A 23,134-nucleotide genomic window follows, 5' to 3' on the forward strand; every position below is an offset into this window, starting at 1 on the left:
GGCTGATTTGAAATCAAGCCGTCTGAAATATTTCAGACGGCTTTTTATATGATTTTATATCGATAAAACGTTATTCGGTTTTTTCGATATAGTTTTTTAATAACTGGCGGAATGCTTCGCCGGTTTCGGGGTGTTTCAAACCGTAAGCAACGGTGGCTTCCAAATAGCCTAATTTGCTACCGCAATCATAACGGGTGCCTTCAAAGGCATGCGCCAGTACGAATTCGTGGTCAAGTAGGCGGGAGATGCCGTCGGTGAGTTGGATTTCATTACCGGCGCCGCGTGGCAGATTGGTGAGTAGGTCGAAGATACGCGGGGTGAGGATATAGCGTCCGACCACGGCCAGATTGGAAGGCGCTTCTTCGGGCTTCGGTTTTTCCACAATATTGGTGATGCGTTTGTAGTTTTTCAGGTTTTCGATTTCTACAATACCGTATGAGCCGGTTTGTTCGGGCGCAACGGTTTCCACACCCAATACGCTGTTGCCGGTTTGGTTATAGATATCGACCATTTGTTTGAGCGCGCCTTGCGGCGCATCAATTAAGTCGTCTGCCAGAATCACGGCAAAGGGATTTTCGCCGACGGCGGCTTTAGCGCACAAAACGGCGTGCCCTAAGCCCAACGCTTCTGCTTGGCGGATATACAGGCAGGTGATTCCCTGCGGCAGAATGTCTTTAACATGTGCCAACAGTTTGTCTTTATGGCGTTGTGCCAATTCGTTTTCTAATTCGTATGCTTTATCGAAATGGTCTTCGATACTGCGTTTATTGCGTCCGGTGATAAACACCATTTCGGTGCAACCGGCGGAAACGGCTTCTTCTACGGCATATTGAATCAAGGGCTTATCGACAATCGGCAACATTTCTTTCGGGCTGGCCTTGGTGGCGGGCAAGAAGCGTGTGCCCATACCGGCAACGGGGAAAACGGCTTTTTTAATCGGTTTCATAAAAGATTCCTTAAAGGGAAAGTTTGAGTAAGGCTGTTTTGCAAATTATCTTAAAGTATATTCATTAAAAAATGAATTAGGACTTATGGGAAAGCAGAGCCAAAAATTGTGCTTCGTCCAACACGGTAATGCCTAAGGTAAGGGCTTTTTCCAATTTGCTGCCGGCCGCTTCGCCCGCGACCACATAATCGGTTTTTTTCGAGACGCTGCCGGAAACTTTTCCGCCGGCGGCTTCAACCATCGCTTGGGCATCGTCGCGTTTTAGGGTGGGCAGGGTGCCGGTTAGCACAAAGGTTTTTCCGGCTACGGCGGCATTGGTGTCGCCCGAATCGGTTGGGTCGGTTTCAGACGGCATACGACTGAGAAAATCTTTAACTGCATGCAGAATGGCGCGGTTGGCGGGTTGGCTACGCCATTGTTGCCAATCGGCAGGCAGCGCCTGATCGTTGATGAGGTTGTCGATATTTTGCCCGGCCAAATCCCATAGAGCGGCGGCTTTGGTTTCGCTGATTTTAAATTCGGGCAGGCGGTTGATCCATTTTTTCGGTTCGGCATATTGTGCCAGCGGTAGGCTGATTTTTTGTGCTTGTGGGACAACGCCGACGGCCAAGAGCTCGTCTATCATGGCTTGTTGTTCCGGCTGGGCGAAAAAGTGGGCGATAGAGCGGGCGACTACGCTGCCGATATCGGGCAGGCAGGCCAGCAGCGGCTCGGGGGCATGGCGTACGCTTTCCAATGTGCCGAATGCTTGGGCAAGTATTTTGGCGGTACGCTCGCCGACATGGCGGATGCCCAATGCAAACAAAAAGCGCGCCAGTTCGGGATGTTTGCTGGCTTCGATACCGGCCAAGATGTTTTCCGCCCATTTGGTCGGCAACGGTTTTTTAGGGCCGTCTGAAACTTTTTCGGTTTCGGTTTCTGCGGCCTCTTCGGCATCGGCATTTTCTTTCATTTGTTGCAAGGTTGGGATGTCCAAGCGGTATAAGTCGGCAAAGTGTTTCACCAAATCTTGGCCAACCAATTGCTCGATTTGTTTTTGCCCCAAGCCGTCGATATCCATGGCTTTGCGCGAAGCAAAATGAATCACGCCCTGCGCACGTTGGGCTTGGCACAACATACCGCCGCTGCAACGGGCGACGGCTTCGCTTTCTTCGCGCTCAATCGGGCTGTTGCAAATCGGGCACCGCTCCGGCAAATGATAGCGCGGATAGAGCGGCTGCGGATCGGCAACGGTTTCGGCAAATAAATCGTCTGCCGCGCTAACCGTGGTGTCGGTTTGCATCGGGCGGCGCTCGAATACAACGCGCACCACTTCGGGAATAACGTCGCCCGCACGCCGCACCACGACGGTATCGCCCTTGCGGACGTCTTTTCTTTGCGTTTCGCCCTCGTTGTGCAAGGTGGCGTTGGTGACGGTAACGCCGCCGACAAATACCGGCTGCAAACGGGCAACGGGCGTTACCGCACCGGTGCGGCCGACCTGAACATCAATCGTTACAACTACGGTTAAGGCTTCTTCAGCAGGGAATTTGTGCGCGATGGCCCAGCGGGGGGCGCGGGAAACAAAGCCTAAGGTTTCCTGTTGCGCCAAACTGTTGACCTTAATCACCATGCCGTCGATTTCGTATGGCAGGTCGGGGCGTTTTTTCGACATTTTCTCATAGAATGCCAAAACGCCGTGAATATCGGGGAAAACGCGGTAATTGCCTTCGGGCAGGCTGAAACCCAATTGATTTAAATAGGCCAGCTCGGCGCTGTGCTGTTGCGGCGCTTTGACACCTTCGAGACGGGCAATGCCATAGGCGAAAAAGTGCAGGCGGCGTTTGGCGGTAACGCGTGAATCGAGTTGGCGCAGACTGCCGGCGGCCGCATTGCGGGGATTGGCAAATGTTTTTTGGCCGTTGGCGGCCTGATGTTCGTTTAACGCGGCAAAATCTGCTTTCAGCATCAATACTTCGCCGCGCACTTCGATGAGTTCGGGCAGTGTGTCGCCGTGCAGTTTCAAGGGAATGCTAGCGATGGTTTGGATATTGCGGGTCACATCTTCGCCGGTACTGCCGTCGCCACGGGTGGCGGCCTGAACCAATACGCCGTTTTGATAAAGCAGACTGACGGCGAGACCGTCGAACTTAGGCTCGATAATGTATTCGGGCTGTGCGCCGGAAAGGCCGTTGCGAACCCGTTCGTCAAACGCCAGCATTTCACTGTGATCGAATGTGCCGTCTTCGTTAGGCGGCGAAAACGCATTATTCAGCGACAACATCGGCACCACATGGCGCACGCTGTCGAAGCCTTCCAAAGGCGCGCCGCCGACGCGGAGGGTCGGGCTTTCGGGCAGGCGCAGTTCGGGGTGGGAGGCTTCGAGGGCTTCGAGTTCTCGAAACAGTGTATCGTATTCCGAATCGGGTACGGTCGGCGCGTCTAAGGTATAGTATTCGTAGGCGTAGCGGTTGAGCAGATCGGTTAATGCGCGGATGCGGTCGGTGGTTTGAGTCATAAATAAAAGGCCGTCTGAAAAATAAACAACGGTATTTCAGACGGCCTTTATTGTGTTTGGTTTGCTTGGTTTGCAGTTCATAATAATGAATAGTAAACCATAAGGCCGTCTGAAACGGATAACCCGTATTGTATAGAAAAAGCGGCGGTATGGCTTTAGTGCGGCTAAAAAGGCCGTCTGAAAATATTTTCAGACGGCCTTTTATAAGTCATAAATATCATTGGGTTTGAGAAAACGGGGGCTTAATCCGGCCAACCGCTCAATTTAAATCCCTATAAATAAACAATTTCACCGCTGCGGCCTTGGCTGGCGTTGCTGCTCCACCAAACAAATTTCGGCATGATGTCTTCATAGTTTTTGCGTTCACTGCGTGCTTCGCCGGGGTGGGTTTTCATCCGTTGCGGGGAATTGACCGGGCCGGGGATGAGTACATTGGCGCGTAGGTTGGGGAAGCGTGACCACTCATCGGCGGCGACTTTGCATAGGTAGTTCAGTGCGGCTTTGGAAGCGCCGAAGCCGCCCCAGTAGGCGCGTGGGTCTTCGCCGTGGCTTTCGCCGACAAAAATCACCGAAGCATCGGGCGAGGCTTTGAGGGCGGGCAGGAAAGCACGGGTTAAGCCCATCGGGGCGACGGTATTGATGCGGTATTGGTTCACCCATTCGGCGACGGTTTGGAAATCCAACGGCGATAGGGCGTAGAAATAGCTGGCGCAATGCACGATGCCGTCGAGTTTGCCGCCGGTAGCTTCGTTGATGGTGGCGGCGAAACGCTCGAATTCCGCTTCTTCGGCGGTGAGTAGGTCGAAGCAGATGGCAAAGGGTTCGGGGCCGCCTGCGGCGACAATCTCATCATATACTTTTTCCAACTTTTTCTGATGTCTGGCCACCAGTATCACGGTGGCACCTTCGGCGGCATAGGCTTTGGCCACTTGTTCGCCGATACCTTGCGATGCGCCGGTTATCAGAATGGTTTTGTCTTGAAGTTGGGGCATGTTTCTCTTCCTTTTCGTCTCAATCGCTATCGGCGGCAGGCCGTCTGAAAGTAGGGTGGTTGGTTATTTGAGGGGGTGCGGCAAAAATAATTCTGTATTTTATCAGCTTGGTGCCCGATCGGCATTTTTCAATCCGTTTAAATCATGAATACATTGTTCGGCAGCAGCTAAGCCCGATTGTACGGCCGCTTCGAGGGTGGCGGGATAACGTGGGTGTAGGTAATCACCGCAGGGGTATATATACCGTTGATGCAAATACATCAAATCGGGTAGGTATCGGTTAACGCTTGATGCCGCGGTAGCGCGTTTTTCGGTAATCACTTGTGCGGCCGTCGGTTCGCCGAGATGGGGGCAGAGGGTTTTGAGGTCGTGGTGTACCCGTTTTATCCATTCTCCGTTTTTATAGGGGCCAACAAGGTCGGATACGCTGATAACGGCGGCGGTTTCATGCTCGGACAGCCCTAATGCGCCGCGGTCGATAAACCATTGGGCGGTATTTTCTGCCAAGCCGGTGAGCGGGGCGGGTAAGTGCACGCTTTCGGCATAGCGCAAATAAACGGTGGTAATGGCGTGATAGCGCATATTGCGGTAGGCCGTCTGAATATTATCAGTTGTTTCAGACGGCATCAGGGCGGCGGCATGATAGGGGGCGACGGCGAGAATGGCGGCATCAAAGGTTTCGTTGTTTATGCATACTTTGCCGCCCGGCAGCGTGCTGAGGCGGCCGACCCGCGTTTCCATACGGATATCGGCATGGTGTTGTGCTAAAAAGGCCAGTGCCGGATCAGCAACGAGGCTGCCGAGATCGCGTTTGGGCAATAGGTAATCGCTGCCTGCGGCATCCGACCAAACGCCGTCTTGCAAAACATTGCACAAGGTATTTAGGGAAGCCGTTTCCAGCGGGGTGTTTAATGCGCCCCAAACCAACGGCTGCCAAAACTGGGCGGTTAATGTGTTTGAAACGCGGCGGCTGTGCAGCCATGCGGCGACGGTGGTATCGGCAGGATGGCTATGGTGTCGGCTTTGCAGGGCGCGCATATCGTTAATCAGCCTGATTTTTTCTTTCCAGCCGATGTTGTTGGCAGTAAGCAGGCCATAGAGGATATGCAGCGGCGGGGGGAGGGCGGCCGTCTGAAATTGCAGGCCGTCTGAAATATGCCATTGCAGGGGCAGGCGTAGAAAAGCTTCTTGTTCGGATACGCCGATTTTGTTCAGCATGGCGGCTACGCTGCGGTAGGCGCCGATGAGGATATGTTGGCCGTTGTCGAGAAAGCTGAAACCGTGGCTGTCGGTATTGAGTGTGCGCGCCCGCCCGCCGGCTTGCCGGCCTGCTTCGAATAAGGTTAGGCGGGTGTGCGGTGCCAGCGCTACGGCGGCCGACAAACCCGCCCAACCGGCACCGATAACGGCAACTTTGGGTAGCGGGCGGGGGGATGGTTTCATGGGTTGAATCCGAACAGCCATATTTTCAGGGCAATGCGTTTTTTACGCGGCGAGGGAATGGCGATTTTATATTTCAATACGTTTTCGGCACCATCGGCAATGATTTCGTTTAATAAGGCATAGTAAATGCCGGCCATAATCAAGCCCGGTTTTTGGGCTTTTTTGTCTTGTTGCGGCAGCAGGGCGACGGCTTCGCGGTAGAGATTGCGCGCGCGTTCGGTTTGAAAGGCCATTAAGGCGGCGAATTCGGGGGTGGGGGTGTGCTGCATAATCACTTGGGCGGGCACGTTGAAACGTTGCATTTCTTCGGTAGGCAGATAGATGCGGCCGTTGCGGGTATCTTCGCCGACATCGCGGATAATATTGGTTAATTGCAGCGCCAAGCCCATTTTTTCGGCATAGTCTAGGGTGGCCGCTTGGGTGAAACCGAGAATACGGGTTATCAGACGGCCGACCACGCCGGCGACGCGGTAGCAGTATTGTTTCAGGTCTTCAAAGCGTGCATAGCGCGCCTGTTCCAAATCCATCTGCATGCCGTTGATGATTTCTTCTAGCTCTTCATGCGGCAGCGAAAAATCGGCGGCGATGGTTTTTAATGCCTGACAAACGGGGTGTTCGGGCGTTTCGCCGGAAAACACTTTTGCCAAATCGCCGCGCCACCAGTTGAGCGTGGTTTGTGCGACATGTGCATCGGAATGCTCGTCCACAATATCGTCCAGCTCGCGGCAAAACGCATATAACACGGTCATCGCATCGCGTTTCGGGGGCGACAGAAAACGAAAACCCGCCAAAAAGCTGGATTGGCTTTCGGCGGCTTTTTGGCGGCAGTATTCGAGCGGTAGCACGGCGGTTCCTGAAACGTTTTTATAGTTAGGGGATTGTAGCGGTAAATACCGGTGAGAACAATGACGGCACAATGATTCTGCTATCGGAAGGCTTTAGCGGTGTCCGGTCGCGACAATATAAACTATTTTATAATCCAGTGGCAGCATGCCGTTTGGGTCGCGCATGGGTTCGTAGGCCGTCTGAAAACGCTGCCAGCTTTGTTTTCCGGTTAGGCCCTTGTTGCCGCGTTGCAAGACATGGTTGGCACCGATGTTTTTCAGGCTTCGCAGCAGCGATTCGAGAGTGGGAAAGGTTTGGGTGTAGGTTTCGGTGTGTATCTGCACATCGGCAAAGGCTTGAAAGGCCGTCTGAATTTCACTTTCAGTGAGAAACGGGTTCACGGGGGCGGGTTGCCCGACCGACTGCCATGCGGTTTTGAGTTGGTGCAGGCTGCCGTGGCCGAGGGTGGCGACGGCAGCGGTGCCGTTTTTTCGGATAACCCGTTGCATTTCGGCGGCGGCTTGGTCGAGGTCGCACCATTGTACGGCGAGATTGCTGAAACAGGCATCGACGCTGTGGTCGGCCAGCGGCAGGTTTTCGGCGTCGGCAAGGATACAGGCGTCGGCGCGTTGGTGTTGTGCGATATGGCGCAACATGCCTTCGGCCAAATCGAGCGCCCACACTGTGCCGCCGGAACGGCGGATTTGCTGACTCGTCCAACCGCTGCCCGCGCCGATATCGAGTATGGTGCGGTTATCGAGGCCGTCTGAAAACTGTTGTTCGAGCAGGCGCAGCAGGCGCAGGCCGCTGTGTTGTTGCAGTACGGCGGCGTTGTCGTAGCTTGCAGCAGCTTGGCTGAATGCGCGGGCGATGTGTTGTTTGTGTAAGGTTTCAGACGGCATCTTGCAAGCCTTTTACCAAGGTGTCGATATGGGTATCTTCATGGGCGGCGGTGAGCGTAATCCGTAAGCGTGCGCTGCCGGCGGGTACGGTAGGCGGGCGGATAGCGGGTACATACAGCCCGTTACGGCGCAGTTCGGCCGATACGGATAAGGCGCGCTCGTTGCTGCCGCCTACAAAGGGTTGGATGGCGGTTTCAGACGGCATTAAATAATCGGCCAATCCTGCCTGAGTCAAGGCCGTCTGAAAACGGCGGATATTGTGCCGCAATTTGGCGCGTAAGTCATCGGCATGGCGGATGCGCTTCAATGCGGCGGCAAGGGCGGCGGCTTGTGCGGGTGGGAAAGCGGTACTGTAAATCAGGTGGCGGGCGGTTTGGGTGAGGTATTCGGCAACGGTTTGGCTGCATAAAACCGCCGCGCCCATCAGCCCGACCGCCTTGCCGAAGGTGACCACCAAAATATCGGGGCGAACGCCGACGGCCGCCGCACTGCCGCGGCCTTCTTCGCCGAGTATGCCGATGCCGTGGGCGTCGTCAATCAGCAGCCATGCGCCGTATTGTTCGCTTAAGGTTTTCAGACGGCCTATATCGGCTTTGTCGCCGTCCATGCTGAATACGCCTTCGCTGGCAATGAGGATGGCACTTTCGGGGTGGTCGTTTAATTGTTTTTCGAGAAAGTCGTAGCGGTTGTGGGGGAAACGGCGGTAGCGGGCGGCGCCGAGCATGGCCGCTTCCTGCATGGAGGCATGGCAGAGTTTGTCGGCCAATAAAATATCGTCTTTTTGCAGCAAGCCCAATAAAACGGCCTGATTGGCGGCATAGCCGCTGGGGAAAAGCAGCGCGGATTCGTAGCCGAGCCAGTCGGCCAATTGATGTTCTAAGGCTTGGTGTACGTCGGTATAACCTGTTACCAAAGGCGAGCCGCCGCTGCCGGTGCCGTATTGCGCCAATGCCTGCTGCCATGCGGCAATCACGTCGGGGTCGCGGCTGAGGCCGAGATAGTCGTTGCCGGCAAAATTCAGATAGCGCACGCCGCCGCTTTCAATATAAGGCGGCAGAGTGTCTGCGCGGCGGGCGGTGCGGCGGCGGTAGGCCGATTGCGCGGTTTTTTTGTCTAATGCGGCTTGCAGGCGGGTGTTCCAGTTCATATCTTGGCTGCGGGGCGTAAAGCGCTAAAGTGTCTATGCTTTCAGACGGCCTGTCAAACATATTGGCCGTTTTCGCACTGACTACCACGGCAGTTTTTTGATACACTATCGGGTTTTGATATATGACGGCGAAACGGGCGGATACGGTTGTTCTGCACAGAAACAGGCCGTCTGAAATTTTTGGAGCATTCATGCTTTTTGATTTAAACCGTTATGCTTTTCCGGTATTTATAAAAGAAGCACGCAAATTGGCGGTTTTGGCGATGCCGATGCTGTTGGCGCAGGTGGCGCAGGTGGGGGTCAGCTTCGTGGATACGGTGATGGCAGGCGGTGCCGGTAAAAGCGATTTGGCCGCGGTGGCACTGGGCAGTAGTGCGTTTGTGATTATCTATGTGACGTTTCTCGGCGTGATGACGGCTTTAAACCCGATTATCGCCCAACTTTTCGGTGCAGGGAAAAAGCAGGAAGTCGGCGAAATGGGGCGGCAGGGTATTTGGTTTGGCCTGATGCTGGGGATTATCGGTATGCTGCTGATGTGGTTGGCAATATGGCCGTTTAAACTTTATTTGTCGCTCGATAACGATATTAAAGACATGATGGCGCTGTATATGGTTTTCACCGGTTTGGCGATGCCGGCGGCGATGATACACCGTGCGCTGCATGCGTATGCATCAAGCTTGAATAAACCGCGGCTGATTATGTTGGTGAGTTTTGCCGCCCTTTTCTTAAACGTGCCGCTGAATTATGCGTTTGTGTATGGCAAATTCGGTATGCCGGCTTTGGGCGGTGCCGGTTGCGGTGTCGCGACGGCAATAGTGTTTTGGTTTAATGCGACTGCTTTATGGCTTTATGTGGCCAAGCAAAAATATTTTAAACCGTTCGGGTTGATGGATAAATTCGACCGTCCTAATGTCGAAACACTCAGGCAGATTTGGTCGCTCGGTGTGCCTATCGGGTTGTCTTTTTTTCTTGAAGTGAGTCTGTTTTCTTTAATCGTTTTTTTGGTGGCACGTTTGGGTGAGGATTATGTGGCGGCGCAGCAGGTGGTGATCAGTCTGACCAGTGTGATTTATATGATTCCGCAAAGTGTCGGTGCATCGGGTACGGTGCGGGTGGGGCAGACTATCGGGCGTAGGGAATATGTACGGGCGCGCTATATTGCGGGCGTATCGTTGGTAATGGGTTTGATATTGGCTGTTATCACGGCGTTGACATTGGTTTTTTTCCGCGACAGCTTGGCGGGTATGTATACAGACGATGCGCATGTCTTAACGATTGCGGCAACGGTATTGCTGTTTGCCGCCGTTTTCCAGTTGGCAGATTCAACCCAATGCGTGGCTTCTTATGCATTGCGTGGTTATAAATTAACAAGGGTGCCGATGTTGATTCATGCGATGGCTTTCTGGGGCATAGGTTTGGTGCCGGGTTATCTGTTGGCTTTCCATGCCGATATGGGTATTTATGGTTTTTGGACGGCGCTAATCTTCTCGCTCACGTTTGCCGCTGTTTGTTTGGTGTGGTATTTGGAAAAATACAGCCGTTCGTTTGCACTACGAAAAAGGATGTTGTAATGCAGGTTTTGCATAATGTGGATTTAACCCCCTTGAATACGTTCGGCCTGAAAGCCCGTGCGCGTGATTTTGTGGTGTTGGCCGATGCCGGCGAGTTGCCCGAATTGGTGAAACTGCCAGAATTCAACCGCAACAGCGTGCTTTGGCTGGGCGGCGGCAGCAATATTTTGCTGATGAAAGATTATGACGGCTTGGTGGTTCACATTCAAAACAAAGGGATAGATGAACTTTCCCGTTCAGACGGCATCGTTTATATAGAAGCGCAAGCCGGTGAAACTTGGCACGATTTCGTTTTGAAAACCTTGTCTATGGGCTTGAGCGGCTTGGAAAACCTGAGCCTGATTCCGGGAACGGTCGGCGCCTCGCCGGTACAGAATATCGGCGCATACGGCGTAGAAGTGAAAGATGTGATTGAGCGCGTGCGCTGTTTTGATTTGGATACTTCAACGTTTATCACGCTGAGTAATGCCGATTGCCATTTTGCCTATCGCGAAAGCCTGTTTAAGCAGCAGGGCAAAGGGCGTTATGTGATTGTTTCGGTGGTTTTTGCATTGAAAGAGCAGTTTACCGCCAATGCAGGCTATGGCGATTTGGCGGTGATGCTGGCAGAAAAATGCGCAGGCAGGCAGGCTACTGCGCAAGATGTTTCCGATGCCGTGTGCACCATCCGTTCCGGTAAACTGCCCGACCCGAAAGTGTTGGGCAACGCCGGTAGTTTTTTTAAAAATCCGGTGGTGGCCGCCGAGGAGGCGGAGCGTTTGTTATCTGTCTATCCGGATATGCCGCATTATCGGCAGACAGACGGTTCGGTTAAACTGGCTGCCGGCTGGTTAATCGACCAATGCCGTCTGAAAGGCCATTGTATCGGCGGTGCGGCAGTGCACGACAAACAGGCTTTGGTTTTGGTTAACAAACATCAGGCAACCGCCGAAGATGTGGATGCGTTGGCACGCTATATCCGCCATACGGTTAGCGAAAAATTCGGCGTTGTATTGGATACCGAACCCAATTGGCTGCCGGAAAATTTCTGAACCCACTTATTTTTTACATCATCCGGTTTCAGGCCGTCTGAATAAACGGTATATTGTATGATGTGAATATTTTTATCATGATTATATCGAAAAGCCGCATTCGGTTTTCCGGCATGAAAAAGGATCTGTACCATGGTTAAAGAAAACAAACAGAGCACATACACACGTATTATCGATGCCGCCTTGGTGCTGTTTAACGAAGAAGGCGAACGCAATACCAGCACCAACCACATTGCAGCGCATTTAAACATCAGCCCCGGCAATCTTTATTATCATTTCCGCAATAAAGACGAAATTATCGTGCAGCTTTTCAAACGTTATAGCGAAGATTTGCTGAGTTATCTGCATGATGCCAAGCTGCCCGCCGGTGTGTGCGATGCTATAGATTATATGTCGGGCGTTTACGATATTATGTGGCGTTACCGCTTTTTGTTTAACGATGTGAACACCCTGCTGGCCAGAAGTGCCGAGCTTTTGGGCGAACACAATAATTTTACCCAAGCCAAAGTGTCGCCGTTATTGGTGAACCTACTTGCCCGTTTAAATAGTTTGGGCATTATGCAGGCCGATGAAATCGCCATGAACGATTTGGCTTTGAATATGTGGGTGATTACCAAATACTGGTTTGATTTCGACGGCTCGATACACGGCCGCGCCAAGCTCACCGAAGATTCGAAAGTACGCGGTATCCAACGCACCCTCAGCCTGTTGCGGCCTTATCTGCGTAAAGAATATTTGGATGAATTTGATAGTACGATGAACAAATTATTGGCGGAATCGAGCCGTATACTCAAAAAAACGGCCGAATCAGAATAAAACGGGATGGTGAAAATTATGCGGTAGGGTAAGGCCGTCTGAAACAATATCCGCCCATCCTGAGCAAAGCCGGCACTATGCCGGCTTTATCCATAGCACCTGCGTTTTGATTTCCGTATAAAACGGTATAGTCATAAAGCGATAAAAACGTTATGCTTGCGACCACTTTTATAAAACTGCGTATTCCCTATGCATTCCAATTTTTCCCAAAACGCATGGCAGGCATTCAAACGGCACAAACGCGGCTGGCTGGCATGGCGCCTGTTGATTGTTTTATTCGTTCTGGCCGTGCTTGCGCCTTTATGGAGCAACGACAAACCCTTATGGGTGCGTTATCAGGGGCAATATTATTTTCCGCTGGTGCACACCTATAACGAAACCGTATTCGGCGGCGATTTTGAAACGCCAGCCGATTATCTCGACCCGTTGATTAAAAGCAATATCACATCCAACGGCAATCAGGCGGTTTATCTGCCTAATCCTTATGCCGCCAATACCCTCAACGATTTTGATACCGACCCCGATCCGGCCAAACCTTCCGAACGCCATCTGCTCGGCACCGACGACCGCGGCCGCGATGTTTTGGCGCGCTTGGTGTACGGTTTTCGCGATTCGCTGCTGTTTGCACTGGCACTCACTGCCATTACCACCGTTATCGGTGTTTTGGCCGGTGCCGTGCAGGGCTATTTCGGCGGCAAGGTCGATTTGGTGATGCAGCGTTTTTTGGAAATCTGGGGCGGCCTGCCCGAACTTTACCTGCTGATTATTTTGTCTTCGTTTTTTAATCCCGGTCTGCTGATATTGCTGGTGTTGCTGACGCTGTTCGGCTGGATGGGGCTTTCTGATTATGTCCGCGCCGAGTTTTTGAAAAACCGCCAAGCCGATTATGTGCTGGCGGCAAAAAGCATGGGCGTGGGCAACCGCACGATTATGTGGCGGCATATTCTGCCCAACAGCCTAACGCCGGTATTGGCGTTTCTGCCGTTCCGTATTTCCGGCGCGGTGCTGGCGTTAACCAGCTTGGATTTTCTCGGCTTGGGCGTGCCCGCATCGCAGGCAAGCTTGGGCGAGCTTTTGGCGCAGGGCAAAGACAATCTGGATGCATGGTGGATAGGCTTGTCGGCCGTCGGTACGCTGACGGTGATGTTGTTGTTATTGGTGATGATTGGCGAGGGTTTGCGCTATGCGTTTGATGTTCGGGCGCGGAGTTAAATGATATGAATATTCTCGAAATCGAAAACCTAAACGCTGCGTTTCCCGGTAACAAAGTCTTGCACGACATTAACCTCAACGTAAAAACAGGCCGAAAATTGGCGATTGTGGGTGAAAGCGGCAGCGGCAAAACCGTGTTGGCACAAGGTATTATGCGCCTGAATCCGGCCGTATCGTTTACAGGCCGTCTGAAATTCAACGGGGAAAACCTGTTGGATAAATCCCCGCGCCAATTGCAGAAGCTGCGCGGGCGCGAAATCGGTATGGTTTTTCAAGAACCGATGACGGCTTTAAATCCGGTGATGCGGGTCGGCAAACAGATTGCCGAAGTATTAACGCTGCATCTGGGTTTGCCGGCCAAGCAGGCATGGGAAAGGGCGGTGGCTTTATTGGCGGAAACCGGTATCCGCGACCCCGAAGAAAAGATATTTGCTTTTCCGTTTCAGCTTTCCGGCGGACAGCGGCAGCGGGCGATGATTGCGATGGCAGTGGCGGCCGAGCCTAAGCTATTGATTGCCGACGAGCCGACAACCGCGCTCGATATGGCGGTGCAGGCGCAAATTTTGGATTTGCTTGCCCGTTTGCAAGCCGCCCATAATATGACTTTGGTGTATATCAGCCATGATTTGAATTTGGTGCGCCGTTTTGCTGACGATATCGCCGTGATGCAAAACGGGCGTATTGTCGAGCAGGGCGTTACCGAAACAGTATTTACCAATCCGCAACACGAATACACCAAAATGCTGTTGAACGCGGGTGCGGTTCGGCAGGTGCAGCCGTTGGCGGAACAGGCGGAAACGGTATTGGAAGCCGACCGTATCAGTGTGGCCGTTAGCGAGCGGGCGGGGTGGTTGAAAAAGCGCAGTAAAGTATTGTTGCATCCGCTGTCATTCGATTTAAAGGCGGGCGAAACTTTGGGTATTATCGGCGAGAGCGGCAGCGGCAAAACCACATTGGCCAAAGCGGTTATGCGCTTAATGCGTTCGGAAGGCCGTCTGAAAATCAACGGGCAGGAGTGGCAGCCGCTGTTGCGCAAAGAAATCCAAATGGTGTTTCAAGACCCGTTCGGTGCGTTTAACCCGCGTATGAACGTGTTTGATATTGTTTCGGAAGCCTTGCGGGTGCACGAGCCGGAAATCGGCCGCCAAGCCATGCGCGAACGTGTGGTTGCCGTGTTGCAACAGGTCGGCCTGCCCGATGATATTCTTGATCGCTACCCTCATGCTTTTTCGGGCGGGCAACGGCAGCGGCTGGCGATTGCCCGCGCCATTATCGTGCGCCCGAAAGTGTTGGTGCTCGATGAACCGACCAGTGCTTTAGATGTGCAGCGACAGCAGCAGATTTTGGAATTGCTGGCCGATTTGCAGAAAAAATACGGTTTGAGTTTAATCATTATCAGCCATGATTTGGCCGTTATCCGTGCATTGTCGCATCGGGTGATGGTGTTGAAAGACGGGCATGTGGTCGAGCAGGGCGTATTGGAAGCCGTGTTTGAAAAACCTGATGCAGACTATACACAAAAGCTATTGTCTTATTACAACCCTTGAAATTTTATCTGCCAGCCCCTATGCTGTTAAGTATCACGCAACCAAATGGTTTCGGTTTAACAAATCACTCTAAGGAAAAAACATGAGCAGCGATTTAATTGTACATGCTACCGACAGCACTTTCGAACAAGACGTTTTGAAATCGGATGTTCCCGTATTATTGGACTTTTGGGCACCATGGTGCGGCCCTTGTAAAATGATTGCCCCCGTTTTAGACGAAGTAGCCGCCGAGTTTGAAGGCCGTCTGAAAGTGGTAAAAATCAACGTTGATGAAAACGAACAAATCCCGGCACAATTCGGTGTACGCGGTATCCCCACGCTGATGGTATTCAAAAACGGCGAAAATGTTGCTACTAAAGTGGGTGCGTTAGCCAAAGGTCAATTGGTTGCCTTTGTAAATGCTTCTATCTAACAAACAGACTATCTGCCCATAAATAGGGTTGTTGTCTTCAAAGGCCGTCTGAAAAAATTCAGACGGCCTTTTCCATCATTTGCCTGCATGGGCTATAATCGCAGCCTGTCCTGTATCCAAGGAAAGATACATTTATGAAAAAAATCCTTATTACCGTTGCCGCACTGATGCTGACCGCCTGCGGTTTTCATTTAAAAGGCAACAATAACTTATTGGGCACGCTGCCTTATCAATCTTGGTATATCGGCGGCGTAGAAAGCATGCAGTTGCCGTTGGAAAAAGCCTTATTGCGTGCCGACGGCCGTAGAGTGTCTCCTTCGGATGCGCAGGCGGCGATTATGATTACCGATCTGCAAACCCGTCGCGATATCTATACCATCACCCGCGCGGCAGACATTAATGAATTTTTGCTCATCTTGCGCGTGGAAGCACAGGCTGCGGTAGACGGCAAAGCGTTTGGCGCACCGATTCAGGTGGTGGTTGAACGCAAAATGGATTTTGCCGACAGTGAAGTATTGGGCAAACAGGAAGAAGAAGCCACGATTTGGTCGGAAATGCGTGCCGATGCGGCCGATCAGATTGTTCAACGTCTGATGTTTCTGAAAGCCCAATAAATGCCTGTGATGCGTATCGGCGAGCTTTCGCCCGATTTACCGTTAAAACCGCTGTATGTGATACACGGAGAAGAAGACCTGCTCAGAATCGAAGCATTGGATACTTTGCGGGCGGCGGCGAAAAAGCAGGGCTATCTCAATCGCGAAGTCTATACCGCCGATAATGCGTTTGATTGGAACGAGTTATTGCAATCGGCGGGCAGTATCGGGTTGTTTGCCGATCTCAAACTGCTTGAAGTGCATATTCCAAACGGCAAGCCGGGTAAACAGGGCGGGGATGCTTTGCAAACCTTGGCCGAGCGGCTGCCGGAGGATACCGTTGTGATTGTGATGCTGCCCAAACTCGAACGCACCCAGCTTAAAGCCAAATGGTTTACCGCACTGGCGCAACACGGTGTGGTTTTAGAAGCCAAAGCCATCACCGGCGCGGCTTTACCCGAATGGATAAGAGGCCGTCTGAATGCATTAAACCTGAATATCGAACACGATGCACTGGCTTTGTTTTCCGACCGGGTCGAAGGCAATTTATTGGCGGCCAAACAGGAAATCGACAAACTGGCCTTATTGTATCCGGCCGGCCATTTGGTAAATCTGGCCGATGCCGAAGCGGCTGTTGCCAATGTGGCACGTTTTGACGTGTTTCAATTGGCAGGCGCATGGATGAGTGGCGACAGTGCCCGTGCAGGCCGCCTGTTGGAAGGCTTGGAAGCCGGCGGAGAAGAGCCCGTTTTATTATTGTGGGCCTTAGCTGAAGACATCCGCACGCTTATCCGCTTAACCGCCGCTTTAAAACAGGGGCAGAGCGTTCAGGCCGTGCGCAACAGTTTGCGTTTGTGGGGCGATAAGCAAACACTGGCACCGCAGGCAGTCAAACGCATCAGCATCAACCGCCTGATTGCCGCACTTCAAGAATGCGCCCGTATCGACCGCATGATTAAAGGCGCGGAAGACGGCAATGCTTGGGCGGAGTTTAAGCATTTGGTTATGGGCTTGGCCGCTTAAAGCGTATACCATAGGCCGAACAGATTAATTTACGCTATAATTAAGCTTCTTAACCTTATTTGATTTTCGCATAGCGAAAAATTTCAGGCCGTCTGAAAACGCTTTCAGACGGCCTACAATAAAACCGTTATATCTTAGGAACATCACCGTATGGATAATAAAACCAAACTCAAATTAGCCGGGTTGGCAATATTGGCAACCGCCGTTTTGAGCCTGATTCTTGTATTGTTTACCGACTCATGGCCGCTGGCTATCCTGATTGCCGTTGCTGTGATGGCCGGTGTGATCGGCGGCCTGATTTGGTCGTCACGCCGCCAACAACGCCAATTTCTAGAGCGTTTGAAAAAATTCGATATCGACCCCGAAAAAGGCAAAGTCAATGAAGCCAACCTGCGCCGTATGTATCACAGCGGCGGGCAGGCGCAAAAAGATGTGATAACCATTCTTTGCGTATCACAAAAATGCTCGGTAGAAGAAGCGCATGCGATGATGAAAAAACGCCCGACGCGTCAAGAAATGAACCAAATGGCGCAACAATATATGAAAGGCCAGCGTAAACCGCACCGTTAAAACATATTCAATATATTAAATATCAGGCCGTCTGAAATCTTGAACTGCACCCCAAAAGTTGGACACTCCTCCAACCCATTAAGGTGCAGTTTTCTTATGAGCAAATATACATTAGACTTTAAATACCAAGCCGTGCAATATTATCAGCGCGTACGCAGCCAACAGCGTACTGCCGATCACTTTAATATTTCCCGTACCCATTTACGCCGTTGGATAGCCGCATACAACCAAGGCGGCATCCGCGCACTTGAGCATCCGCAGGCCATTATGATCATCAAACGCAAAAACCCCTTTATCGTCGATAAACCCGACCACGAAAAAACACAGGCGGAACTAATCGAAGAGTTGCGCTATATGCGGGCGGAGAACGACTATCTAAAGGAATTAAAAGCCCTCAGGCAGAAAGAAGCGGTCGCCAAAAAAGCGAAGCCGTCCAAGCACTGAGGGCAAAACATCCGCTTAAATACCTGCTGCACAGTGCTGCACTGCCCAAAAGCAGCTTTTATTACCACCACGGCCGTCCCGACCCGGACGAACAGGACAAAGCCGCCGTTGCCGAAGTTTATGCCCGCCATCAAGGGCGTTACGGATACAGGCGGATTGCCGCCACTTTGTCATGGAATAAGAAAAAGGTTATCCGTTTGATGAAACTGTTGCAATTGAAAGCCAAAGTGCGTCCGAAAAAAGCCTACCGCCATCCGGCAATGGGCGAACCGTCGGATAATATTCTGAACCGCCGCTTTGAGGCGCAAAAGCCCAATGAGAAATGGCTGACGGATGCCACCGAATTCAAGTGCAGCAATGGCAAACTGTATCTGTCACCGATATTGGATGTATTTAACCGCGAAATCGTCGCTTATGCGATGAGCCGCCGCCCGAACAGCGAGATGGTGGAAAGAATGCTGAATGATGCGGTCTGCAAACTGACAAAGGCAGATAAAGTGCTGCTGCATTCCGATCAAGGTGTGCTGTACCGTACGGAAGCCTACCGCCGCACGTTGGCAGAACACGGCATAGTGAAAAGTATGTCGCGTAAAGGCAATTGTTGGGACAATGCACCGATGGAAAGCTTCTTTGCGATACTGAAGACGGAATGCTTTTATCAGGAAGGCAAAGTTTCGACAACAGAGCTGATGCAGACAATAGATGACTATATACGATACTACAATCATGACAGATGTAGTTTGAAATTGAAAAAGCTGAGTCCTGTGGCATACAGAACCCAGCTCGAAAAGGCAGCCTGAAAAGGCTTTTATGTTTGTCCAAGATTTGGGGGTCAGATCAATCTTTCAGACGGCCTTTCATATTGTGTTTCCATATTGGTTTTTTATTTATGAAAAATATTAGAGGTGCCTTGACATTGAATTAAAAATAGATAAAATATCGAATAAATTATTCGATATTTTATCTGATGGGATTTATCATGGCTTATAATGGAAAAGCATCTAAACAACAAGCAAAAATAGCAGCATATGTATTGTCTTATGAATTTGGAGCTACTCAATCAAGCATAGCTCAAGTGTTTAATACATCACAATCGGTCATTAGTCAGTGGATTAAGGAAGTTACTTATCAAAAAAAAATAGGTGATCTTGAAGGCCAAATAGATAAAGCAATGGAATTAGTACAAGAGTTAAGTAAGCAACTACAAATAGAATCTAAAAGATTAGACTGAAAGTAAATTGGCATAATTGTGTTAATCTGTAATATTAAAAATACATATTAAATAGTCTCTGAAACATAATATTATCTTTCAAACGGCCTTTTATATTGTCATTTTAATAGTGGTTTTAAGATTTCCTATTAGGAAACGAATATTAAATAAAATTGGTATTTATCAAAATACAGTCGTTCCATACAATACGCACATCAACAAAGCAGACAGTAGTTTAAAACTTTTTCCTAACTATCAAACTAAATTAAAAATACATCATAAGGACAATTATCATGAAAAAAACAATGCTTACTTTCGCCGCTTTAGCTACTTTAGCCACTTCTTTTGCTTCTGCCCGTGGTGCTCATTTGCCGGCTTATAATCATGCCAATAATTCAGGTGAAATTGTTGGTTTGCAAGCTGTTCAATACGAAGGTATGAAACGTGCCGATAAAAACGATGACAGCATCAAATTCAGCTTTCCCGGCAGCACAGAAGTTGCCGTAGACAACGGTTATCAATTCTTAGGCAGAACTGAAAGACGTTAATAGATTTTCAATCAATATTCCTTAAAAGATAATAAGCCGTCTGAATTATTTCAGGCGGCTTATTATTTTCCGGAAAGCTTAAATGGCAAAGCCTGTGTTAAATAGTCAAGAAGCAGCTTAAATGGATGAAACCGTTGCCAATAATGTTTCAATATTCTGCTCGGTTACCGCTGCCACTTCTTCAAGGCTGATATGTCGCAATTGTGCCATTATTTCTGCAATTTTTCGTACATTAGCTGGTGTGTTCACTGTGTTTTTCAGCATAAACGGGCTGTCTGTTTCTAAAACCATATCTTTTAACGGCAGATTTTGCGCTGCTTGGCGGGCTTTTTTAGCGGTAGGGTTGAGGAGTAACGAACCAATGCCGATTTTAAAACCATTTTTAATTAATAATTGCGCTTCTTCCAGGCTACCTGAAAAGGCATGGGCAATACCACCTTGGGTAAATCGGCTTTTTTTTACTGCTTCAACAATGGCCGAAGTTGCTTTCAAATTATGCATAATCACAGGGCGGCGCAAACGTTCGGCCAATACCAATTGGTGGCAAAAACAGTCGATTTGTTTTTCATGTTGCTCAGGCGTTTGTTCCTTATCATAAAAATCCAATCCGATTTCACCAACCCATGCTTGCGGATATTGTTTCAGCAGCGATGCCAAGTGATGGAAATCTTGCTCGGATGCCGCTTCGGCAAACCAAGGGTGAATGCCTAAAGCAATATGTACCGATGGTATTTCGTCTAGTGCAATCACTGCTTGAAAATCATCCGAACAGGTTGCCGGCACAATAAAGCGGTGCACCCCTTGAGCTTGGGCGGCTTTTAATATATCAGGCAATTGATTGCTGAATGCCGGATCGGCAAGGTGGCAATGGGTATCGGTGAGTTTGAGCATGTTGTAATAGTTTTTGGTTTTCGGCTATAAGTTCTATTTTATCGTAAAAATCATATAGTCAATAATCGAAAAGCAGCTTAGTTTATGATTGAAGCAGATGCGTATTTCTATTTGATTCTCTAAAAGTAATGACAAAACAGGCTGTCTGAATAATTTCAGACAGCCTGTTTTGAATCAATATTTAATCATCTATTAATTACGTCTTTCAGTACGGCCTAAATGATTGTAGTGGTATTGGAAAACTGCGTCGGAAGTTTCGCCGCGGGGTGCAATAAATTTAACACGATCATCATTTTTAGCTGCACGTCTCATGCCCTCATAATGAACTTCTTGTAAACCCGGAATCGGGCCTGAGTCGTTAGCATGGTCATATTTAGGCATATGGGCGCCTTTAGCAGAAGCGAAAGAAGCGGCAAGAGTAGCTAAAGCGGCGAAAGTAAGTACGGTTTTTTTCATGATGGTGATCCTTTTAATATGTGCTTTGTATTGGTTAATATGTCAGACAATATTTAAAATTTGTTGTCTGCTTTGTTGATGTGTGTATTGTATAAAACAACCAATAATTGATAAATACTAATTTTATTTAACTTTCATTTCTCAATGGGAAATCTTAAGCCGCTATGAAAATAACCATATAAAAAGCCGTCTGAAATCTTTCAGACGGCCTATATAATATTGATTTAATTTAGATATTAAATAATATTATTTTTTCTTACGTTGCGGTGGCAAGTCGGTACATACACCCAATGCTACTTCTGCACTCATACCGATGCTTTCGCCTAAGGTCGGGTGAGGATGGATGGTTTTACCGATGTCTTCGGCATCGCAACCCATTTCAATTGCCAAGCAGACTTCGCCAATCATATCGCCGGCATGAGTACCAACAATACCGCCGCCAATAATATGGCCGGTTTCGGCGTCGAAAATCAACTTGGTGAAACCTTCGTCACGTCCGTTGGCAATGGCGCGGCCGCTGGCTGCCCAAGGGAATACCGATTTGGTGATTTTGATACCGTCGCGTTTGGCGATTTCTTCGGTAACGCCCACCCATGCTACTTCAGGGTCGGTATAGGCCACACCCGGAATCACGCGGGCATCAAAGTAGGCTTTGTGTCCGGCGCAGTTTTCGGCGGCAACGTGTCCTTCGTGTACGGCTTTGTGTGCCAACATCGGTTGGCCGACCACATCGCCGATGGCATAAATGTGCGTCACATTCGTACGTTGTTGTTTATCCACTTCGATAAAGCCGCGTTCGGTGACGGCAACGCCTGCTTTGTCGGCGCCGCATAGTTTGCCATTCGGCGCACGGCCTGCGGCAACCAATACCAAATCGTAACGTTGTGGCTCTGCGGGGGCTTTTTTGCCTTCGAAAGTCACATAAATACCGTCTTCTTTGGCTTCAACGGCAACGGTTTTGGTTTCGGTCATAATATTGTCGAAGCGGTGGGCGTTCATTTTTTCCCACACTTTAACCAAGTCGCGATCTGCGCCTTGCATCAGGCCGTCCAACATTTCCACAACATCTAAACGGGCGCCTAAAGTGCTGTATACCGTACCCATTTCTAAACCGATAATACCACCGCCGATAATCAGCATTTTTTCTGGTACTTTGCTTAATTCAAGCGCGCCGGTACTGTCGACAATACGGGGGTCTTCCGGAATAAACGGCAGATTTACCACGCGGCTGCCGACTGCAATAATGGCATTTTTGAAGGCAACGGTTTTTTTAGAACCGGTTTCGGTGGCTTGTTCGTATTGTGAAGATTCGGTTAGCGCCACTTCGATATGGTTGGCGGAAACAAATTCGCCACGGCCTTGAATCACATCCACTTTGCGGGCTTTAGCCATACCGGCTAAGCCGCCGGTTAATTTGCCGATCACTTTTTCTTTATAAGTGCGCAGCATATCGATATCGATTTCCGGAGCAGGGTATTTGATACCGTTGGCGGCAAGATGTTTCACTTCGTCAATCACAGCGGCATTGTGCAACAATGCTTTAGAAGGAATACAACCCACGTTTAGGCAGACGCCGCCCAAGGTGTTGTATTGCTCGATAATGGCTGTTTTCAAGCCTTGGTCGGCTGCGGCAAAAGCAGCGGAATAACCGCCGGGGCCGCCGCCCAATACAACCACATCGTATTCTGCATCGGCAGAACCGGAGAATTGAGCCGCTTGCGGAGCGGGCGCGGCGGCTGCTGGGGCAGCTTCTTGTTTCGGTGCGGCTGCCGGCTCTTCGGCTTTAGGCGCTTCTGCTGCGGCACCTTCGGCTTCGATAACCGCAATCACACCGCCTTCTGAAATTTTATCACCCACTTTTACTTTAACTTCTTTTACCACACCGGCTGCTTCTGCGGGTACATCCATAGTGGCTTTGTCGGTTTCCAAAGTAATCAGGGTATCTTCAACGGCAACAGTGTCGCCGGCTTTGATTTCGACGGCAATAATGTCTACATTTTCATGACCGCCGATATCGGGAACTTTGAGTTCAATCAAGCTCATTGTCAAACCTTTCTC

24 protein-coding genes are annotated in these 23,134 nt (G+C 50.2%); 13 read left to right on the forward strand and 11 right to left on the reverse strand.

Annotated elements, in window-relative coordinates; all coding sequences use genetic code 11:
• Positions 1-70: 70 nt before the first annotated feature.
• The 8 genes from galU to D0T92_RS11385 form a co-directional block, all read right to left on the reverse strand.
• Positions 71-946: a UTP--glucose-1-phosphate uridylyltransferase GalU gene (gene galU, locus D0T92_RS06695; protein WP_151051363.1), complete on the reverse strand. Its 876-nt coding sequence runs from the start codon at positions 944-946 to the stop codon at positions 71-73.
• A gap of 76 nt (positions 947-1,022) precedes the next feature.
• Positions 1,023-3,443, reverse strand: a complete 2,421-nt coding sequence (gene ligA, locus D0T92_RS06700; protein ID WP_151051365.1) for an NAD-dependent DNA ligase LigA — start codon at positions 3,441-3,443, stop codon at positions 1,023-1,025.
• Between the two features lie 272 nt (positions 3,444-3,715).
• Positions 3,716-4,435 carry an SDR family oxidoreductase gene (locus tag D0T92_RS06705; RefSeq protein ID WP_151051367.1) on the reverse strand — a complete coding sequence of 240 codons (720 nt, stop codon included), beginning with the start codon at positions 4,433-4,435 and terminating at the stop codon, positions 3,716-3,718.
• Between the two features lie 102 nt (positions 4,436-4,537).
• Positions 4,538-5,878 (reverse strand): hydroxysqualene dehydroxylase HpnE, encoded by a 1,341-nt coding sequence (hpnE, locus tag D0T92_RS06710; protein ID WP_151051369.1) that lies wholly within the window; start codon positions 5,876-5,878, stop codon positions 4,538-4,540.
• Positions 5,875-6,723, reverse strand: a complete 849-nt coding sequence (gene hpnD, locus D0T92_RS06715) for a presqualene diphosphate synthase HpnD (protein WP_151051371.1) — start codon at positions 6,721-6,723, stop codon at positions 5,875-5,877. Before hpnD ends, hpnE begins: the two co-directional genes overlap by 4 nt.
• Positions 6,724-6,816: 93 nt before the next feature.
• The gene (gene bioC / locus D0T92_RS06720) at positions 6,817-7,605 is read right to left on the reverse strand and encodes a malonyl-ACP O-methyltransferase BioC (RefSeq protein WP_151051373.1); all 789 of its coding nucleotides are present in this window, start codon (positions 7,603-7,605) and stop codon (positions 6,817-6,819) included.
• Positions 7,595-8,752 carry an 8-amino-7-oxononanoate synthase gene (gene bioF, locus D0T92_RS06725; RefSeq protein WP_151051375.1) on the reverse strand — a complete coding sequence of 386 codons (1,158 nt, stop codon included), beginning with the start codon at positions 8,750-8,752 and terminating at the stop codon, positions 7,595-7,597. The genes bioC and bioF overlap by 11 nt, the downstream gene beginning before the upstream one ends.
• On the reverse strand, positions 8,646-8,945 hold the full coding sequence (locus tag D0T92_RS11385) for a hypothetical protein (RefSeq protein ID WP_191963614.1): 300 nt from the start codon (positions 8,943-8,945) through the stop codon (positions 8,646-8,648). Before D0T92_RS11385 ends, bioF begins: the two co-directional genes overlap by 107 nt.
• Between D0T92_RS11385 and D0T92_RS06730 the strand changes: the two genes are divergently transcribed.
• The 13 genes from D0T92_RS06730 (at position 8,944) to D0T92_RS06790 (ending at position 19,729) form a co-directional block, all read left to right on the forward strand.
• Positions 8,944-10,323: an MATE family efflux transporter gene (locus tag D0T92_RS06730; RefSeq protein ID WP_151051377.1), complete on the forward strand. Its 1,380-nt coding sequence runs from the start codon at positions 8,944-8,946 to the stop codon at positions 10,321-10,323. The genes D0T92_RS11385 and D0T92_RS06730 overlap by 2 nt on opposite strands.
• Positions 10,323-11,354: a UDP-N-acetylmuramate dehydrogenase gene (murB, locus tag D0T92_RS06735; RefSeq protein ID WP_151051379.1), complete on the forward strand. Its 1,032-nt coding sequence runs from the start codon at positions 10,323-10,325 to the stop codon at positions 11,352-11,354. The genes D0T92_RS06730 and murB overlap by 1 nt, the downstream gene beginning before the upstream one ends.
• A gap of 132 nt (positions 11,355-11,486) precedes the next feature.
• A complete protein-coding gene (locus D0T92_RS06740; RefSeq protein WP_151051381.1) occupies positions 11,487-12,170 on the forward strand; it encodes a TetR/AcrR family transcriptional regulator in 684 nt (227 codons plus the stop codon).
• Positions 12,171-12,359: 189 nt separating this feature from the next.
• Positions 12,360-13,382, forward strand: a complete 1,023-nt coding sequence (locus D0T92_RS06745) for an ABC transporter permease (protein ID WP_151051383.1) — start codon at positions 12,360-12,362, stop codon at positions 13,380-13,382.
• A gap of 5 nt (positions 13,383-13,387) precedes the next feature.
• Positions 13,388-14,929, forward strand: a complete 1,542-nt coding sequence (locus D0T92_RS06750; RefSeq protein WP_151051385.1) for an ABC transporter ATP-binding protein — start codon at positions 13,388-13,390, stop codon at positions 14,927-14,929.
• Positions 14,930-15,011: 82 nt separating this feature from the next.
• Positions 15,012-15,341, forward strand: a complete 330-nt coding sequence (gene trxA / locus D0T92_RS06755) for a thioredoxin TrxA (protein WP_151051387.1) — start codon at positions 15,012-15,014, stop codon at positions 15,339-15,341.
• A gap of 134 nt (positions 15,342-15,475) precedes the next feature.
• Complete coding sequence (locus D0T92_RS06760; protein WP_151051388.1) at positions 15,476-15,955, forward strand: LPS-assembly lipoprotein LptE; 480 nt, start codon at positions 15,476-15,478, stop codon at positions 15,953-15,955.
• Entirely contained in the window at positions 15,956-16,957 is a 1,002-nt protein-coding gene (gene holA, locus D0T92_RS06765) for a DNA polymerase III subunit delta (protein WP_151051390.1), read from the forward strand.
• A gap of 150 nt (positions 16,958-17,107) precedes the next feature.
• Positions 17,108-17,527 (forward strand): LapA family protein, encoded by a 420-nt coding sequence (locus D0T92_RS06770; RefSeq protein ID WP_151051392.1) that lies wholly within the window; start codon positions 17,108-17,110, stop codon positions 17,525-17,527.
• Positions 17,528-17,623: 96 nt separating this feature from the next.
• Positions 17,624-17,971 (forward strand): helix-turn-helix domain-containing protein, encoded by a 348-nt coding sequence (locus tag D0T92_RS06775; RefSeq protein WP_151049971.1) that lies wholly within the window; start codon positions 17,624-17,626, stop codon positions 17,969-17,971.
• Positions 17,972-17,997: 26 nt separating this feature from the next.
• Positions 17,998-18,771 carry an IS3 family transposase gene (locus D0T92_RS06780; RefSeq protein ID WP_263641705.1) on the forward strand — a complete coding sequence of 258 codons (774 nt, stop codon included), beginning with the start codon at positions 17,998-18,000 and terminating at the stop codon, positions 18,769-18,771.
• A 179-nt stretch (positions 18,772-18,950) separates the two neighbouring features.
• Positions 18,951-19,202 carry a helix-turn-helix domain-containing protein gene (locus tag D0T92_RS06785; RefSeq protein WP_151051394.1) on the forward strand — a complete coding sequence of 84 codons (252 nt, stop codon included), beginning with the start codon at positions 18,951-18,953 and terminating at the stop codon, positions 19,200-19,202.
• 272 nt (positions 19,203-19,474) lie between these two features.
• Complete coding sequence (locus tag D0T92_RS06790) at positions 19,475-19,729, forward strand: hypothetical protein (RefSeq protein ID WP_151051396.1); 255 nt, start codon at positions 19,475-19,477, stop codon at positions 19,727-19,729.
• Between the two features lie 117 nt (positions 19,730-19,846).
• Here the strand turns inward: D0T92_RS06790 and D0T92_RS06795 are convergent, their stop codons facing one another.
• The 3 genes from D0T92_RS06795 to lpdA all read right to left on the reverse strand — a co-directional run bounded on the left by D0T92_RS06795 (position 19,847) and on the right by lpdA (position 23,119).
• Entirely contained in the window at positions 19,847-20,620 is a 774-nt protein-coding gene (locus D0T92_RS06795; RefSeq protein WP_151051398.1) for a TatD family hydrolase, read from the reverse strand.
• A gap of 192 nt (positions 20,621-20,812) precedes the next feature.
• The gene (locus D0T92_RS06800) at positions 20,813-21,076 is read right to left on the reverse strand and encodes a hypothetical protein (RefSeq protein ID WP_151051400.1); all 264 of its coding nucleotides are present in this window, start codon (positions 21,074-21,076) and stop codon (positions 20,813-20,815) included.
• Between the two features lie 246 nt (positions 21,077-21,322).
• Positions 21,323-23,119, reverse strand: coding sequence for a dihydrolipoyl dehydrogenase (gene lpdA / locus D0T92_RS06805; protein WP_151051402.1), 1,797 nt, complete (start codon positions 23,117-23,119; stop codon positions 21,323-21,325).
• Positions 23,120-23,134: the final 15 nt, after the last annotated feature.

This window comes from Neisseria zalophi, from assembly GCF_008807015.1.
GTDB classification, from domain to species: Bacteria; Pseudomonadota; Gammaproteobacteria; order Burkholderiales; family Neisseriaceae; genus Neisseria; species Neisseria zalophi.

Coding starts and splice junctions, on each gene's coding strand:
- murB (WP_151051379.1), top strand. CDS start 10,323: ATGCAGGTTTTGCATAATGTGGATTTAACCCCCTTGAATACGTTCGGC.
- D0T92_RS06740 (WP_151051381.1), top strand. CDS start 11,487: ATGGTTAAAGAAAACAAACAGAGCACATACACACGTATTATCGATGCC.
- D0T92_RS06705 (WP_151051367.1), bottom strand. CDS start 4,435: ATGCCCCAACTTCAAGACAAAACCATTCTGATAACCGGCGCATCGCAA.
- D0T92_RS06770 (WP_151051392.1), top strand. CDS start 17,108: ATGGATAATAAAACCAAACTCAAATTAGCCGGGTTGGCAATATTGGCA.
- D0T92_RS06775 (WP_151049971.1), top strand. CDS start 17,624: ATGAGCAAATATACATTAGACTTTAAATACCAAGCCGTGCAATATTAT.
- D0T92_RS06745 (WP_151051383.1), top strand. CDS start 12,360: ATGCATTCCAATTTTTCCCAAAACGCATGGCAGGCATTCAAACGGCAC.
- lpdA (WP_151051402.1), bottom strand. CDS start 23,119: ATGAGCTTGATTGAACTCAAAGTTCCCGATATCGGCGGTCATGAAAAT.
- D0T92_RS06790 (WP_151051396.1), top strand. CDS start 19,475: ATGAAAAAAACAATGCTTACTTTCGCCGCTTTAGCTACTTTAGCCACT.
- galU (WP_151051363.1), bottom strand. CDS start 946: ATGAAACCGATTAAAAAAGCCGTTTTCCCCGTTGCCGGTATGGGCACA.
- D0T92_RS06760 (WP_151051388.1), top strand. CDS start 15,476: ATGAAAAAAATCCTTATTACCGTTGCCGCACTGATGCTGACCGCCTGC.
- bioC (WP_151051373.1), bottom strand. CDS start 7,605: ATGCCGTCTGAAACCTTACACAAACAACACATCGCCCGCGCATTCAGC.
- D0T92_RS11385 (WP_191963614.1), bottom strand. CDS start 8,945: ATGAATGCTCCAAAAATTTCAGACGGCCTGTTTCTGTGCAGAACAACC.
- D0T92_RS06785 (WP_151051394.1), top strand. CDS start 18,951: ATGGCTTATAATGGAAAAGCATCTAAACAACAAGCAAAAATAGCAGCA.
- D0T92_RS06730 (WP_151051377.1), top strand. CDS start 8,944: ATGCTTTTTGATTTAAACCGTTATGCTTTTCCGGTATTTATAAAAGAA.
- D0T92_RS06800 (WP_151051400.1), bottom strand. CDS start 21,076: ATGAAAAAAACCGTACTTACTTTCGCCGCTTTAGCTACTCTTGCCGCT.
- D0T92_RS06795 (WP_151051398.1), bottom strand. CDS start 20,620: ATGCTCAAACTCACCGATACCCATTGCCACCTTGCCGATCCGGCATTC.
- bioF (WP_151051375.1), bottom strand. CDS start 8,752: ATGAACTGGAACACCCGCCTGCAAGCCGCATTAGACAAAAAAACCGCG.
- D0T92_RS06750 (WP_151051385.1), top strand. CDS start 13,388: ATGAATATTCTCGAAATCGAAAACCTAAACGCTGCGTTTCCCGGTAAC.
- hpnE (WP_151051369.1), bottom strand. CDS start 5,878: ATGAAACCATCCCCCCGCCCGCTACCCAAAGTTGCCGTTATCGGTGCC.
- trxA (WP_151051387.1), top strand. CDS start 15,012: ATGAGCAGCGATTTAATTGTACATGCTACCGACAGCACTTTCGAACAA.
- ligA (WP_151051365.1), bottom strand. CDS start 3,443: ATGACTCAAACCACCGACCGCATCCGCGCATTAACCGATCTGCTCAAC.
- holA (WP_151051390.1), top strand. CDS start 15,956: ATGCCTGTGATGCGTATCGGCGAGCTTTCGCCCGATTTACCGTTAAAA.